Here is a 16,156-nt window from a genome sequence, read left to right as displayed (position 1 = left end):
TCAAAACCCCTGGTAGGGGCAATTCATGAATTGCCCCTACCAGGGGTTTTGAGCCTTTTAAAGGTAAATTACTCCGCAGTAGCTAATTCGCCATCATTGCGATTGCGTTTGCGAGTCAGGAGGTTGAATAATTGAATCCCGATCGCTTTGATCAGATTGCCTTCCAGTTCATTGAACATCACCATGTTCATCCCAAAAGCGGCATTGGCTTCATCGACGACTTCATCGGCTTTGGCTTCATCGATCGGTAGATCGTTCATCGCTTGACGATAGTTGTTCTTGAACGCTTTTTCGTCGGGAATTTGGGCAAATTCATAAAACGCTGTACCTTCGCCATCGGTGAGGTTCATTGCGTTCTGCGCAATTTTCTTGAGGATTTGACCGCCGGAGAGATCGCCCAAGTAGCGAGTGTAGAGGTGTGCTACCATCAGTGCGGGGTCGCGATCGGCGACTTCGTGAATGCGAGCGATGTATTTTTTGGTGGCTTCAGAGGGCGCAACTTGCTCTTTCCAGTTGGCACCATAATAGAAAGCCAAATCTTGCTCTAAAGCAGCTTTGCGATCGAGTTCGGGGAAGAAGACTTTTGCTAGAATAGGGTCGCTAGCGCGCTTGTGCATCTCTTCTTCCATCGCTGAGTAGACGAAGTAGAGATTAGTGACTAGTTTGCGGTAAGATTTTTTCTCAACGGTGCCCTTGAGGAAGCAAGCGATGAATCCCGTATTCTCAGCCATGCTATGGGATTTCTTCGTACCTTCACGGAGCTTGGTCGCTAAATTAGAACTCATTATTAAAAAATTTCCAATTATATATATCCACTAATCTGTTAGCTTAGGATAATTTGATGAGAATTTCTATTAAGATTTATGACCGATCCTACATGCAGGATTGCCTGAATCCGCAGCACTAGTGGGATGGCAATATTTTACCGATCGAGGCATTCTCGATAACCTGGAGCAAAATCACATGACATCGATACCAAAACCAGCGCAGAATTTAGTTAGTAAATACCAGACGCCACAAATTTTACGGGGTAGTTGGTACGCAACTTGGGGGGTAAGTTTATTACTACTAATGATTAGTATTGTGGGCGTTGGTTCTCAACGTAATGCGCTCAAGACAGTTGGTAAAGATGCCGCTCCAAGTATTCTTACAGCTCAACAATTGCAAGACTCATTTGCCGATATGGACGCGAGCTTGGCAAATGAATTGCTATTAAAACCAGGCGAAAATCGTCAAGTATTAGCAGATTTTGATAAAAACCGCAAAAAAATTGCCGATCGATTGGTAGCAGCAGCTAAAAATATTACCTATCCCGAAGAAGAAAAGATCGTTCAAAGTCTACAACTAAATCTTAGTGGCTACTTGTTGAAACTCCAAGCAGCACGAGATGCTCATAAACGGGGCGATTCGATCGATACACTTAATATCTATCGAAGTGCAGCTAGTTTGATGGATCGAGATATTATTCCCCAAGCTATAGAACTCAGTCGCGTAAATTCTCAGTACTTAGAAAACACTTATGCAGAACAACGTACCGTCAATGGCAGTATTGGCTTCCTAATCGCGATCGTAGGCTTAGTTCAGATTGCGATTTTAGTCATCATCCAGCTATTTTTATATCAAAGAATGCGGCGGGTATTGAATTTACCGCTACTGGGTGCGACGGCGATCGCTATAATTTTTCTCGGCTATACAATTAGCTCCTTTATGGGTGCTACCAACAATCTCAAAGTAGCCAAAGAAGATGCTTTTAATTCTCTGCACGCCTTGCGGCAGATGCGATCGCTATCTTACAAAGCTAATGCCGATGAGAGTCGTTATTTGCTCGATCGATCAAATGCAACTCAACACGAACGTTCTTTTAATGACAAAATTGCTAAAATCCTAATAATTCCGCCCACTCTCAATAGTAATAATATTGTCACCAATGCCTTGGAAGATAAGCAGACACCAGGATTGACTGGACTATTAGCACAGGCATTAAATAATATTACTTTTACTGGCGAACGCGAATTAGCAATCGAGACCTTCAAATCATTTAATGAGTATCTCAAAATCGACACCCAAATTCGGCAACTTGCTAGTAGTGGCAAACTTGCTGAAGCGATTGCATTATGTATCGGTGTCAGAGAAGGTGAATCGAATTGGGCATTCGATCGCTATAAAAGTATTCATACCCAATTGATGGATCTCAACAAAAAAGAATTCGACCAGAATGTCGAACTCGGTAACGCTCGATTAGCAAATTTTGAAGTTATTGCAGCGACTGCGCTCGGTAGTGTGGCGATCCTGACTTTGTTTGGACTTAGACCGCGATTGGCGGAGTATCTTTGAGAGAGGGTAGAGGGAAGTTATCAATACTTTACTTTTTGGTCAAGTCGTTAGCCGCCGATTAAAATCGGGGCTAACAATACAAAGTCCGCCTACGCGGACTGAGAAATTAGTCCGCGTTGGCGGACTTCGCATCACTAGCTGCGACTTCAGTCGTCAGCAGTTCTTGACCGAGAGGTATTGAGGTAGTTGTTACTCTAGGAGATCGAGTATCGATCGCTCTCAGTACTGAGTATCAGCTAACTTTGGGGTCTGGATGGCTGGTATGATTGCTGATGTGCCAGTATTTTCGATCAATTTGGATCGATCGAGCGGTATCAAAATCAATATCTAAAATATTATGAAAATTTTATTTGTCGCGGCGGAAGCTGCACCCATCGCGAAAGTTGGTGGGATGGGCGATGTCGTTGGTGCCTTGCCCAAATTCTTGAGGAAGATGGGGCATGATGTGCGGATCTTCATGCCTTACTATGGCTCTTTGGTAGGCAAATTGGATATCCCCTCCGAGCCAGTGTGGAATGGCTACGCGATGTTTAACCACTTCGCAGTATATGAGACAGTCTTACCTGGCACGGATGTCCCCTTGTACTTGTTCGGACATCCCGTCTTCGATCCATTGCGGATTTATGGTGGTGAAGATGAAGATTGGCGATTTACTTTCTTTGCCAATGGTGCGGCAGAATTTTGTTGGAATTATTGGAAGCCAAATGTACTGCATTGCCATGACTGGCATACGGGAATGCTGCCCGTGTGGATGCACCAAGATCCCGATATTAGTACCGTATTTACTATTCATAACTTGGCTTACCAAGGTCCGTGGCGATGGTATCTAGAGCGGATTACTTGGTGTCCGTGGTACATGCAAGGCCACAATACCATGGCCGCAGCAGTCCAATATGCCGATCGCGTGAATACCGTATCGCCGACTTATGCCGCCCAGATTCAGACGATCGAGTATGGTGAGAAGATCGAAGGTTTATTATCATTCGTGAGCGGTCGATTGTCAGGAATTGTGAATGGGATCGATACGGAAGTCTACGATCCGGCTACTGACAAAGCTTTAGTGCAAACATTTACCGCCAAAACGCTCGCAGATCGGAGCAAGAATAAAGCAGCACTCCAACAGGAAGTCGGATTAGCGATCGATCCCGATCTGTTTGTCGTCGGGATGGTGTCGCGATTGGTGGAGCAAAAAGGTTTGGATCTGATGCTTCAGACGCTCGATCGCTTTTTGGCGTATACTACCGCTCAGTTCGTTGTCTTGGGTACTGGCGATCGCAATTATGAGACGCAACTATGGCAATTAGCCTCGCGTTATCCTGGGCGGATGGCCACTTATCTGATGTACAACGAATCGCTCTCTCGACGCATTTATGCCGGATCTGATGCCTTCCTGATGCCGAGTCGATTTGAACCTTGTGGGATCTCCCAGATGCTCGCAATGCGCTATGGCTGCGTCCCCATCGTCCGCCGGACGGGGGGATTGGTAGATACAGTGAGTCACCACGATCCGCAACATCACCTGGGTACAGGCTATTGTTTCGATCGCTATGAAGCCTTGGATCTGTTCACTTGTATGGTACGTGCAGAAGAAAGTTTCCATTATCAGCCGCAATGGCAAGAACTCCAACAACGCGGCATGGCCACCGATTTTAGTTGGGATAAATCAGCCAAGGCTTATGAAGAATTGTATAAGTCTATTTTGATTGGATAATTTCCGCCGTCAGGTTGAATGTTGGTGCGAAAAATCGACATTCAACCCGATCGAATTTATATTTACGATCTCGATCTAAGTTGGCGATAGCCTTTCCTTGGAGAATCGAGAAACCCTACCCACTGATCGATTCCCATTGCGGAGCTAATGCGAAGCGCGCCCCGATTCCTACAAACCAACCCTTGTGCAGGGGAGTTTGAGGGGCGGCACCCCGCTCCTCAACGGGGGGACTGGGGGTCGGAACCCCCAGATCCGGGTTTTGCCCACACCAGGAAAACTCGCAACTAACAAGTATTTATAGTTTGCCGATCGGCTTATTACAAGCAATTAAATACGAGCCTTAACCCATTGGCGTAGCCTCTGTCTTGACCCAAACACATGCGGAGGAAACCTCCGCGTGATTTGGGTCGCTCCGTAAAGAGACACTGACATCAAGCTATTTTTTGCATCAGTTACACTGTATTTCCCCTCTAAAATGGCGTACCGCAACCCCACACCAACTACAGATATCATCATCGAACTCATCGATCGACCCCATCGCCCAATCGTCCTGATCGAACGCCTCAACCCCCCCCATGGCTGGGCATTACCAGGCGGATTTGTCGATTATGGGGAGTCATTAGAAACCGCCGCCATCCGCGAAGCCAAAGAAGAAGTCGGGCTAGAAGTATCTTTGATCGAACAATTTCACCTGTATTCCGCACCCGATCGCGATCCGCGCCAACATACGATCGCGTTAGTATTTATTGCCACAGCAACTGGCGAACCGATCGCCCAAGATGATGCCAAAAGTGTCGGCATTTTTAACCCCTGGGAAATCCCTTCCCAATTATGTTTCGACCACAGCCAAATCGTTCGCGACTATTTACACTATCGACATTATCAGCTCCGTCCGGAAATTAGGCTGTAGGTTGGGTTGAGCAAAGCGAAACCCAACGAAAACGCCAATATCCTAGAGATGTTGGGTTGAAAAATGAAACCCAACCTACCTTAGCCCCAGATGAGTAAAATTAAATAAGTCCTACAATCTAAGGCCGATTCATGAGTACTGCGACAATGCCCCAACTGAGCGACTTACTCAACTCTATCGATCTCCCTGTCGATTGGGTGGGACTGCGAAAAGTCCGTGAAGTAGCGATCGCTCGATCGGCACGAGACGGGATGCCCCAAAATAATGGGACGACGATTAGTGAAGGGGTGATGGTCGAAGTTTTAGTCAATGGTCAAATTGGCTATGGTGCCACCAATATTCTCACCCCTACAGGGATTCAAGCCGCTGCTACTGCCGCGCATCAGCAAGCGATCGCCGCTAGTGCGTATCAGCTTTATCCGATTACTACCGTCCAGCGACCCAAGGTCGTCGGGCAATATGTCTCGCCCACCCTCCAACCCTTTAACAGCCTGACTCCTGGCGAAATTAGCGAGCAACTGAGCAAGATTTGCCACACGCTCAAAGTTGACGATCTGATCGTCCAAACCAGTGCCACGCTGATTACCCGCGAAATCGAAAGTTGGTTTGTCAGTAGCAATGGTTCGGATGTCTATCAAAAATTCTTGCTGATGACGACCGATTATGCTGCGACTGCTCAGGATGGGGCGATCGTCCAACATCGGAGCGATCGCGGTGGACTGGCAAAATGTTATCAGGGAGGGATGGAATATTTTCTCACCCCTAATCTCTGGACGCGAGTGCAACAGGTGGGGGAGCAGGCAGTAGAGATGCTCACCGCGATCGAATGTCCCACCGAGACAACAACGCTCGTGCTCGCACCGGATCAACTACTCTTACAAATCCATGAAAGTGTCGGACATCCCCTGGAATTAGATCGGATTTTGGGCGATGAGCGCAATTATGCGGGTGGGAGCTTCGTCCAGCCAGCGGATTTTGGCAATCTTGTCTACGGTTCGCCACTGATGAATATTACTTTCGATCCGACTGTGACGGGGGAGTTTGCCAGCTACAGTTTCGATGATACGGGGGCGACTGCGACGCGGGAATATATCATTCGCGATGGGATTTTGGAACGGGGCTTGGGCAGCTTGGAAAGCCAAGCCAGATTGGAGCTGCCAGGAGTTGCTTGCAGCCGTGCCTGTAGCTGGAATCGTCCGCCGATCGATCGGATGGCAAATATCAATCTTGAACCTGGGGACAAAAGTTTTGATGAAATTATTGGTGGGATCGATCGAGGCATCTATATGGAGTCCAATCGTTCGTGGTCGATCGACGATCGCCGTCACAAATTTCAGTTTAGCTGTGAGTACGCCAAGCTGATCGAAAATGGCAAGTTGACGCAAACCGTCCGCAACCCCAATTATCGTGGGACTACGCCTCAATTCTGGGGGAATCTAGCTCAAATTGGCAATGCCAATACTTGGGAAATGTACGGTTCTCCATTCTGTGGCAAAGGCGAACCCAATCAAATCGTCTGGGTAGGGCATGGCGCGCCAGTGGCTGCATTTACTGATATTGAAATCTTTGGTGGGGATTAACGACCTGGAATCTGAGTGGGGCAACCCCTAGAATATATAAAAGGAGAATATTCAAGGGAAGTTATGACCGATCGACTGATTCGAGCAACAGCAGCAGGTGGCAAAATTCGAGCAGTAGGGGCAATTACCACCAGCCTCACCGAAACAGCCAGAGTACGCCATCGGCTCTCGGCAGTATCCACAGACGCTTTAGGGCGGGCGATGACTGCGGCATTATTGCTGACATCGGGCATGAAAACCAAATTTGCCCGCGTCAATCTCCGGATCAAAGGCAATGGCCCTGTGGGTGGGTTGATGGTGGATGCGGGTGTCGATGGCACTGTCCGAGGCTATGTCAACAATCCCCATGTCGAAATACCGCTCAATGCCGCTGGTAAACTAGATGTCGGTGGTGCGATCGGCAATGAAGGTTTTGTCTATGTCTTTCGGGATCTGGGTTACGGTCGTCCCTACTCTAGTACTGTCGAGCTAGTATCTGGGGAAGTGGGTGATGATGTTGCTCACTATCTATTTAGCTCCGAGCAAACTCCATCAGCTTTGGTACTCGGTGTCTCGATGAACGCGCATAGTGTGCAGTCTGCGGGCGGGATCTTGATTCAAGTGCTACCCAAAGCCGCACAAGACGAGTCATTAGTGACCCTATTGGAATCGAGAGTCAGTAGTTTACAAGGGTTCACCCCTTTACTCCAATCAGGAAAAGATCTGCCAGAGATTTTGGAAGAGTTGCTCGGCGATTTGGGACTGAATATCTTTCCCGATGAAAAGGAACTCAAATTTGATTGCCCTTGTTCCGAACAACGGATGCTGGGCGCACTCAAGCTCCTGGGTACAGACGAACTGAAGGATATGATTGCCACTGACAAAGGTGCGGAAGCTACCTGTGATTTCTGTGGCGAAGTCTATCACGTTAGTGAGGACAAACTCAGTCAATTAGTCGGCGAATTGCAGGTTCAAACTTAATTACAGCACTTTCCAGTAATATGCAGTACGTTACTAGTCTGGAGAGCGGGGAGCGGGGAGCGGGGAAAGATTGTACTTCACAATCTAGGAAAGTGCTGTAACGTCAGTTCGGGTTAAGGATTTTCGATTGAGAAACTCCACCCACAGATCGATTCCCATTGCGGAGCTAATGCGAAGCGCGCTAAGCTACCCACAAATCGAACCTTACGCGGGGGAGTTTGAGGGGCGGCGTAACGCCACCTCAACGGGGGGACTGGGGGTCGGAGCGACGCGCGCTCCTCGGCTTTGCCGAGGGTTTAGCGCGTCAAGACAACCCCCAGATCCGGGTTCTGTCCCCACAAATCAAACCTGCGTCACACAAGTTCTAATCGTTTACCGATTGGCTTGATACCATCAATCCTTATCCAGAACTAACGTTATTTTATATACCTGCTCCCAGTTCCAAACAGTAGATGGATCGAATTCAAGCAAAATTACAGCAGGTTTGGGGCTACGATGAGCTGAGATCGCCCCAACGAGAAATCATTGAATGCTTGCTCGCCGATCGCGATGCACTGATCGTCATGCCTACGGGTGGCGGTAAATCCTTATGTTTCCAGTTGCCAGCATTATTGAGCAATGGCCTTACCTTAGTCATTTCGCCTTTGGTAGCCCTAATGGAAAATCAAGTCCAGGAATTAACTGCCAAAGCTGTAGCCGTCGGTTTGCTCCATAGTGAAATCCCCGCAGTTCAACGCAAGCAGACGTTGCAAGCCCTATCAAATCGCCAATTGCGGCTGTTGTATTTATCTCCCGAAACCTTACTTACGCCCGCCGTTTGGTCGAGATTATGCGCTCCCGAACTCCAGATCGATCGCCTAATTCTCGATGAGGCACATTGTCTGGTGCATTGGGGCGAAACCTTTCGTCCCACCTATCGCCGCTTGGGGGCGATTCGGACTGCCTTGATCGAGCATAAACCGATCGGTACCAAAATCTCGATCGCGGCCTTTACAGCGACTGCTGACCCGATTTCACAGCAGACAATTAAACGTGTCCTCCAACTAGACAAACCAGCCGAATTTATTCTCAATCCTCACCGTCCCAATCTGCAACTATCCGTCCGGCAGATCTGGACGCCACGAGGGCGAAAAGAGTTGCTCACCAAGTTTATCGATCGATATCCCCGGCAATCGGGCTTAATCTATGTGAGGACGCGAGACACTAGTGAAGAATTAGCGGCTTGGCTATCGGCGCGCGGCGATCGCACGGTAGCTTATCATGCTGGTTTGAGTCCCCAATCGCGGCGGCGCGTCGAGGGGGAGTGGTTGAGTGGCAAACTGCAATATGTGGTGTGTACTTGTGCGTTTGGGATGGGGATTAATAAAGCAAATGTGCGTTGGATTGCCCATTTTCAACCGCCAGTATTACTCGCTGAATATATCCAAGAAATCGGTCGAGCGGGACGCGATGGCCAGCCATCGGCGGCGTTATTATTAGCATGTGAAGCGACGGGGGTATTGTATCCCGAAGATCGCCAGCGCAATCGCTTTTTTATGGAGAGTATCGATCGCTACTACCATCTGGCCACAGCTCTAGCCCAGCAACTTCCAGCTAGTGGCGATGTCCATCAAATCGAGCGTCAGTTCCCACAAAGTTCAATCGCGTTATCCCTGTTGCATAGTGTCGGTGAATTAGCTTGGGACACGCCATTTAATTACCGTCGAGTCAAAAGAGATAAATCTCCCAATTGGCAGCCATTAAAAGTGCAACAGCAGCAACTATTTAGCGGCGTTCCCAATTACATTAAATCTGCTGGTTGTCGTTGGGAGTATCTACTAACTGCATTTGGTTGCAAGCCGCAATCTCCAGCTTGGCGGTGTGGTAATTGCGATCGCTGTTTGGCGCAAACATAGTCAAGCGCGTTTAAATTAGTCGAAAAATCTTAAGCCAGCACGAATCATCCCCTCCCAGGATGAGATATTACGCATTACCCAGTAAAGTCGATCAACAGTTCAAAATTCACAAAAAAAACAACCTTACACAAGGTTGTTTCTCGATCGTTAGTCACTAGCAAATCGATCGATTTGCTAGTGGCAAGCTAAGATCGATCTCGTTATTTACCGATAAATTGGGTCAAACTTGCGAGTAATTCCTGCTCTTTGAACGGTTTGGAGAAGTAGCCGCTCGCGCCGAGATTCATCGCAATCTTGCGATGCTTGTCGCCACTGCGGGATGTGAGCATCAAGACGGGGATATGTTTGAACGGTGCCAGACCTTTGACCGTCGAGAGGAAGCCGTAGCCATCCATTCGAGGCATTTCGACATCGCAGACTATGGCTTGAACTTGGATGCCAGATTGGAGTTTTTCGATCGCTTCTTGACCATCTTTGGCTTGCTCGACCAGATAACCCGCTTTTTCGAGGGTGAGAGCGACAAAGCGGCGGACGTTGATCGAATCATCCACAATCAGAATGCGGGTGCGTTGTACTGGCGCGACGGTTGGAGCGGTTTCGGTGGGCTGTTTATTGAGTAAGTCGAGCGTGCCACCGATCGCATTACCACTAGCCAAATCGCCATCGATCCAGCGGATCAACTCGATCGCATCGACTAGCGGTACGATCCGGCCATCGCCGAGAATTGTACAACCAGTGAAACCAGGTGGCATGTTCAGATGCCCTTGGGGTTGACGAATCGTGACTTCTTGCTCGCCCCAGAACTTATCGATTTTGACCGCGACGATATCTTGGCCTTGGTCAAGCATCAAGACGGTCGGACAGTTGATGGTGGGGAGGTCGGATGCGGCGATTTGGGGGTTGAAAGCAGGCATCCGCAGGTAGTTCGCGGGTTCGATCAGCCGGACGGTAAAGTTTTCCCATTGCAGCATTTTCTGTCCCGCCGTACTGACGACGCGATCGTCATCGAGGATCAGGATTTCTTCGACAATGTTACTAGGAACTGCTAGCCACAAGCCATTGACTTCGACCAAGAGGACGCGGACGACAGAAAGGGTCAGCGGCACGGAGATCGTAAAGGTCGTACCTTTACCCAATCTGGTATCGACAGTCACATCACCGCGTAAGGCGCGGATATTGGTACGGACGACATCCATGCCGACACCGCGTCCAGAGAGATCGGTAACTTTGTCAGCGGTACTAAAACCTGGTTCAAAAATCAGATCGATCAGTTCGTTATCCTTGAAATTGGCGATTTCGCGATCGTCAATCCCCATTCGTTTGACTTTGGCGCGGATTTTATCGAGATCGATTCCGCCGCCATCATCTGAGATCGTAATTACGGTTTGGTTGCCGCGATAGGTGGCACTGATTTCGATCATCCCCGCGTCGGGTTTACCACTGGCACGGCGGACGGCACTAGGTTCGATGCCGTGATCGAAGGCATTGCGGAGTAGGTGCATCAACGGATCGCCGATCGCTTCGAGAATGCCCCGCTCGATCGGCGTCGTACCACCTTTGAATTGCAGATCGATCGGTTTGGCATGTTCGATCGACAGGTTCCGAATCGCTCTGGGGAACCGATTGAACAGTTCGGAGATCGGCCGCATCCGCACCTGTGTCAAGCCAGTTTGCATTTGTTTGGCTGTGCGGTTGAGATCGCGATTGGTGCGTTCGGTATCGTTGAGTTGGAGATCGAGGTCGGTGGTGAGTTCCTCGATTTGCACGATATTGTCCATCACTTCCTGTGAGAGGATGTGCAATTCGCTGTAGCGATCGAATTCGAGGATATCTAGGTCGCTAGTAACGTCGCTAGACGAGCTACTCTCACCCTGAACCCAAGTTTCTTCAGGAGATTGAGACCGATCGCCCACCTTAAGATCGTAGGCTTCACGGAGCCTGAAGTTAGATGTTTCGAGTTGTTTGACCTTCGCCTGGAGATTGACAACTAATTGGCGGATGCTCTGGAGATTGAGATTCAAGCCATTCCGATCGATCGTCAATTCGCCAAATAAGTCGCCGATTTCTTCGAGTTGCTTGGTGGCGACGCGGATTGTCTGTTCGACTTCAGCAACTGGCTGCGATTGTGCGGGAGTCACTTTGGCGGCAACGAGCGGATCTGATGCAACGATCGCTTCAGATGCAGCATCTAAAGCTGAGAGCAATTCAGCCGCTTCCTCAGCCAGATTGTTAGCTGAGGATTTAGGTGTGATTTTGAATACAGCCGAGGAGATCTCTGCTGGTTCCATTTCGGTGAAGAAGCCAGACAAAGCCGATAATAGTTCTGGCACGTCGGTATCAAGCGACAGATCGCCGCTGAGATCCAACATTTCAAACGCATCAACGAGATCTTCACCCGGTTCGGTATCGCTAGTCATCGATCGATCGATGATGAATTCGTCAAGGAGATCGGTACTGTTGGTAATCGTCGAGAACGTCGCCCCGGCCTTGAAGACTGGGTTCGGCGGGGTCAGCTCGTCGGATTTTTGTTCGTTGGTGGCAAATTCGTCGAGATCGTCACTGTCCGTAATCGTCGAGAAAGCTGGCTGTGTAGTTGATGCCGCAAAGGGATCGACCAGCGTCTGGAAGTCACTGGCACTAGCAAAATCGCCAAGGATCGTGGCCGATGCTGCTGTTTGGGCTGCGGCATCACCGAAATCGGCGATTTCAAAGCTATTGAGGTCGATCGTGCTGTGGCGATCGGGGCGCATGGAGTCGCGATCGATCGTTTCGTTCCATTCAGGGATTGTCTCGGCTTCGCTCAAGGGGATGATGCCCGATCCGGGGAGTTCGATCTCCCCAGGTAGATTAGCCATTTGACCGATTAAGACCATCGCCTGAGTGCGTCGCCAAGCAGCTAGTGCCAAGGCCGCGATCGCCCGAATCTGATGGGGTTGAGACTTCAGATGTGCTAGCACTGACGCACACAAGTGACCCAGTGCGGGCAATTCGACCATTTCGGCCAAGCCGCCCAATTCCTCAGCACTGACCATCAATTCATCATACAAACTATTGGAATTATCGCTATTGACCGATGACTCTAATTGGGTCAGGGCGCGTTCGACTTCCGATTCAAACAAGAATGTCAGAATATCTTCACCCGATTCAGAGGCTAACATATTTGCCTCATCTTCAGGATTGAAATCGCCCAAGCGTTCGCGCAAGCGATCGAACAAGGGATCGACGTGAGTTTTTAACCACGCAGCATCAGCATCTAGACCTTGCCGATTGAGATCGACGATCTGCCGGAGCCTATCGATCGTGGCGAGCATCCATTGCTCGACATCAGCATCGGGCGGCTCAGATCGACCATACTGAATAATTTTAAAATAATCTTCGAGATGGTGCCCCAATTTTGCCAGGGTGGTATAACCCATCATCCCCGCACCACCCTTGATCGAGTGTGCCGAGCGCAGGAGTGCGTCCAACTGCTTGCCTGTCACTTGACCAGTACCCAGTCCCAGCAGTCCCGATTCGATAACATCTAAATAATCTGTCGCTTCATCCAAAAATTGGAGTTTGACTTGTTGTTCTTGATCTGAAGTAATCATCGGGAGGATAGTGGATAGTGGATAGTGGATAGTGGATAGCGGTGGATCGTGGATAGTGGATCGTAGATAGTCATTGACGGGTTTCAAGATTTAAGACGCTTGCGTCCTCCTATTTACCATTCACCATTCACTATTCACTATTCACTATTCACTACTCACTATTCACTAATTCCGATCGACGTTAACTTTAAACTTACCTACCGAAGCTTGGAGGGCTTGGGCGATGGTAACTGTTTGTTGGAGCGAGGTAGATACCTGCTTGGAGGAATCGGAGGTCTGTTCAGAGATTAAGGCAACTGCGGCCATGTCTACCTTGACAGCTTGGGATGTTTCGACTTGATCGATCGTCGCGGTCGAGATCGACTGGAGGAAGACGTCCATTTGATTGGACAGGGCGATAATCTGTTTCAAACTGGTTTTGGTCTGTTCGACCGATTGGGTACCTTCGACGACCTGAGTAGTACTCAGCTCCATTGCTTGGGCGACCGCGCTGGTTTCTCGTTGAATGGTTTCGACGATTTTTTCGATTTCTTTGGTGGCGGCGGCTGATTGTGCTGCTAGTTGACCGACTTCTTCGGCAACGACTGCGAAACCGCGTCCTTCTTCACCAGCTCGGGCAGCCTCGATACTCGCGTTAATGGCGAGGAGGTTGGTTTGGAGGGCGATTTGGTCGATCAGTCCGGTAACTTTGGAAATCTGTTGTGAAGATTCACCCAAGCGTTTTACCTTCTTGGCAGTTTCGGCGATCGTTTCGCGGAGTTGGACGATACTTTGGACGGTACGATCCATCGCTTGACCGCCGACTTCAGCAGTAGAAGCGGCAGATGTGGCAACAGTCGCCGCCTGACGGGCATCTGCGGAAACCGATCGAATCGAATCGGTCACTGTTTCGATTTTGGCCAGCGTAATTTGGATTTGGTCGGCTTGCTTGGATGCTGCTGCTGTGAGCAAACGAACTTCTGTTTCGTTGTCACCGACCGAGCCGTTCACTTTTCCGGCAGCATCTTTTACTGTGGTGACAATGTCGCGGAGACTTTCGATAATCGAGTTAAAGAAGTCACCGACGATCGCGATTTCCCCGTCGCTGATTTCCGATCGGACGGTTAAGTCACCCTCGGATGCACCTTCAATTTCCATCAACAACCGCAACAATTCTTTTTGGCGACGTTCGTTTTCTTGCTTCGCTGTTTGCGCCCGTTGTTCGGACGCGACTGCTTCATAGAGACTCCGTTCGGTAGCGGCAAAACCACCCAAACCAGCGGCGATCGGCGTCGCAAATTCTCTCAGGTATTCAGTTTCCCATTCTTGCCACTGATGGATGTTGCCACAGTGATGAGCGACAAGCAGTCCCAGCAAGTTCTGACCTTGGAGGATCGGTACGACCAAATTGGACTTGATCTGGAGTCTAGTGAATAATTGTTTGTGGTCGGGATGATAAGTAGTCGCCATCACATCATCGGTGGCGATTGTCCGACCATTGCTATATTCAGCCATTAGTTCTGCTGGAATACACGGATCTTCGATCCGCTCGGAGAGCGCACTGACAAATCCTGGGATGACGGCTTCCCCAGCGATATGACCGCTGAGATCGGGGAAGAAGCGATAGATAACCAGCCGATCGGCAGCGAGTTGTTGCCGCGCTTCTTCGAGGACATAGCTGAGTGGAGCCGCCATATCACCCGTTGTTTGCGCGCGAGAGACTTCCGCATACAATTCCGTCCGTTTATTTTGTGCGGACTGCACGAACAAGAGATCTTGAATTTGACTGGCCATCAAGTTGATGTTGGAACCCAATTGGCCGATTTCATCACCGCTGGTTACTTCCAGGCGATCGTCAAAGTTACCTTGACCGATTTTGGCGACGACTTTTGCCGCGTTGGCGATTGGCTGGGTGGCGCGATTGGCAATTAAGGTGGCTAGTCCAAATGTAATTGCGGCAGTGACGCCCGCCCCAAGCAAAATCGTCAGCAGCAGTCCGCTCAAGGTGCTATTTGCTGCTTCTTCATCGATTGACGAGATCGCCACCCAGGGTAACTGTTGCATCCCCTCAAGTTTGGGTAAGGTTGCCGCACTCAATAGTTCGGTGCGACCTTTACTTTGATGCGAGACCAATTCCTGTGCATTCTGTGCTGCTTTAATATCCGCATCTGGTGATTTACCAGCATACTCACCATTGGAACTAATAAAGATATTGTTGCTACGAGTATCGAGAATGTGATAGTTCTGGCTTTTCGTTGCTAGATCTTTGAGTGGTGCTTCCAATCGTTCGATCGGCGCGCGCGTCCGCACGATCGCGACAATCTGTCCGGTAGTACTATCTTTGATCGGTGCCGCAAAATGCACTGTCATTTTGCCACTACTTTTAGAGATTTCCGGCTCAGAGATGACGGTTTTACCGGTTTTGAGCACTTCTTGAAAATACTTGCGATCGAGGTGATTGCCTAATGCCTTGCCCTTACTTTGAGCGAGTGGATTACCTTTGAGGTCGAAAGTCGCGATACTGTCATACACCTGATAAATATCAACATATCGATCCAGCAGCTTGGCTTTGGCATCTACCGAGGTGATGGCAGATAGTTTGGGATCGGCAAAAATTGGTTGTGATGCTAATGCATCTGCGTCACCATTTCGCTCGAAAATAAAGCGATTTAGTTTATCGGCGATCGACTCTGCGCGAGCTTTCTGCGACTGGGTGGTTTGAGTTCTCAGCGCATTGTTAATTTGAGAATAGCTGAGTGTCCCAATGGCGGTGATCGGTGCTAGTCCCAATAGGGTAGCGAGCAGTGTCACTTTCGTTTTGAGGCTTAATTTGCCCCAGTTGTTGGTCGGAGCAGATTCGATCGCGAGTGCGGCTGGATCGACGGTGTTGAGTTGAGTTTGGGGGTTAGGCTGATTCATATTCTAGATGATGTGACTTAATATAATGGAGTGTCGGTAGTCAATTTGCGGTGGCAAATCCACTCTGAGCACGTGTTGCTAAGTGGAGCTAATTTAGTCATTAACGATCGCGGTGGTGCTAATTCTTTAAAACTTCTGCATTAATAATTGCTTCAGGCTCTAATACTAAAATCAATTCTTTCCCTTGTAGAATCCAACCGCGTAGATAGGGCGTAAAAGCTGGGTTGAAACTGCCGATCGGCGATTCAATCTCTTCATGGGCAAACCGGACTACCCCC

At 49.2% G+C, this 16,156-nt stretch carries 9 protein-coding genes; 6 read left to right on the top strand and 3 right to left on the bottom strand.

From position 1 onward, the window contains the following. Positions 1-68: 68 nt before the first annotated feature. On the bottom strand, positions 69-785 hold the full coding sequence (locus RMO27_RS19900) for a heme oxygenase (biliverdin-producing) (RefSeq protein ID WP_309735802.1): 717 nt from the start codon (positions 783-785) through the stop codon (positions 69-71). Positions 786-963: 178 nt separating this feature from the next. Between RMO27_RS19900 and RMO27_RS19895 the strand changes: the two genes are divergently transcribed. From RMO27_RS19895 to RMO27_RS19870, 6 genes are all read left to right on the top strand, one after another. Continuing rightward, entirely contained in the window at positions 964-2,334 is a 1,371-nt protein-coding gene (locus RMO27_RS19895; protein WP_309735800.1) for a hypothetical protein, read from the top strand. Between the two features lie 337 nt (positions 2,335-2,671). Continuing rightward, positions 2,672-4,045, top strand: a complete 1,374-nt coding sequence (gene glgA, locus RMO27_RS19890) for a glycogen synthase GlgA (protein WP_309735798.1) — start codon at positions 2,672-2,674, stop codon at positions 4,043-4,045. Between the two features lie 475 nt (positions 4,046-4,520). Continuing rightward, positions 4,521-4,955 carry an NUDIX hydrolase gene (locus tag RMO27_RS19885; RefSeq protein WP_309735796.1) on the top strand — a complete coding sequence of 145 codons (435 nt, stop codon included), beginning with the start codon at positions 4,521-4,523 and terminating at the stop codon, positions 4,953-4,955. A gap of 131 nt (positions 4,956-5,086) precedes the next feature. Further along, complete coding sequence (locus RMO27_RS19880) at positions 5,087-6,535, top strand: TldD/PmbA family protein (protein WP_309735794.1); 1,449 nt, start codon at positions 5,087-5,089, stop codon at positions 6,533-6,535. 63 nt (positions 6,536-6,598) lie between these two features. After that, positions 6,599-7,495: an Hsp33 family molecular chaperone HslO gene (gene hslO, locus RMO27_RS19875; protein ID WP_309735792.1), complete on the top strand. Its 897-nt coding sequence runs from the start codon at positions 6,599-6,601 to the stop codon at positions 7,493-7,495. Positions 7,496-7,947: 452 nt separating this feature from the next. Next, positions 7,948-9,390, top strand: coding sequence for a RecQ family ATP-dependent DNA helicase (locus RMO27_RS19870; RefSeq protein ID WP_309735790.1), 1,443 nt, complete (start codon positions 7,948-7,950; stop codon positions 9,388-9,390). Between the two features lie 200 nt (positions 9,391-9,590). Here the strand turns inward: RMO27_RS19870 and RMO27_RS19865 are convergent, their stop codons facing one another. Beyond that, positions 9,591-12,980 (bottom strand): response regulator, encoded by a 3,390-nt coding sequence (locus RMO27_RS19865; RefSeq protein WP_309735788.1) that lies wholly within the window; start codon positions 12,978-12,980, stop codon positions 9,591-9,593. A 165-nt stretch (positions 12,981-13,145) separates the two neighbouring features. Then, positions 13,146-15,878, bottom strand: a complete 2,733-nt coding sequence (locus RMO27_RS19860; RefSeq protein WP_309735786.1) for a methyl-accepting chemotaxis protein — start codon at positions 15,876-15,878, stop codon at positions 13,146-13,148. Between the last annotated feature and the right edge of the window lie 278 nt (positions 15,879-16,156).

This window comes from Chamaesiphon sp. OTE_75_metabat_556 (assembly GCF_031378165.1).
Taxonomy (GTDB): domain Bacteria; phylum Cyanobacteriota; class Cyanobacteriia; order Cyanobacteriales; family Chamaesiphonaceae; genus Chamaesiphon.
The sequence above is the reverse complement of the archived record's forward strand: the minus strand, read 5'-3'. Positions and strand labels throughout refer to the sequence as shown.

What these genes read in the sequence shown, in the direction of transcription:
- RMO27_RS19900 (WP_309735802.1), bottom strand. Translation starts at nt 785, where the DNA reads ATGAGTTCTAATTTAGCGACCAAGCTCCGTGAAGGTACGAAGAAATCC.
- RMO27_RS19865 (WP_309735788.1), bottom strand. Translation starts at nt 12,980, where the DNA reads ATGATTACTTCAGATCAAGAACAACAAGTCAAACTCCAATTTTTGGAT.
- hslO (WP_309735792.1), top strand. Translation starts at nt 6,599, where the DNA reads ATGACCGATCGACTGATTCGAGCAACAGCAGCAGGTGGCAAAATTCGA.
- RMO27_RS19885 (WP_309735796.1), top strand. Translation starts at nt 4,521, where the DNA reads ATGGCGTACCGCAACCCCACACCAACTACAGATATCATCATCGAACTC.
- RMO27_RS19880 (WP_309735794.1), top strand. Translation starts at nt 5,087, where the DNA reads ATGAGTACTGCGACAATGCCCCAACTGAGCGACTTACTCAACTCTATC.
- RMO27_RS19870 (WP_309735790.1), top strand. Translation starts at nt 7,948, where the DNA reads ATGGATCGAATTCAAGCAAAATTACAGCAGGTTTGGGGCTACGATGAG.
- RMO27_RS19895 (WP_309735800.1), top strand. Translation starts at nt 964, where the DNA reads ATGACATCGATACCAAAACCAGCGCAGAATTTAGTTAGTAAATACCAG.
- glgA (WP_309735798.1), top strand. Translation starts at nt 2,672, where the DNA reads ATGAAAATTTTATTTGTCGCGGCGGAAGCTGCACCCATCGCGAAAGTT.
- RMO27_RS19860 (WP_309735786.1), bottom strand. Translation starts at nt 15,878, where the DNA reads ATGAATCAGCCTAACCCCCAAACTCAACTCAACACCGTCGATCCAGCC.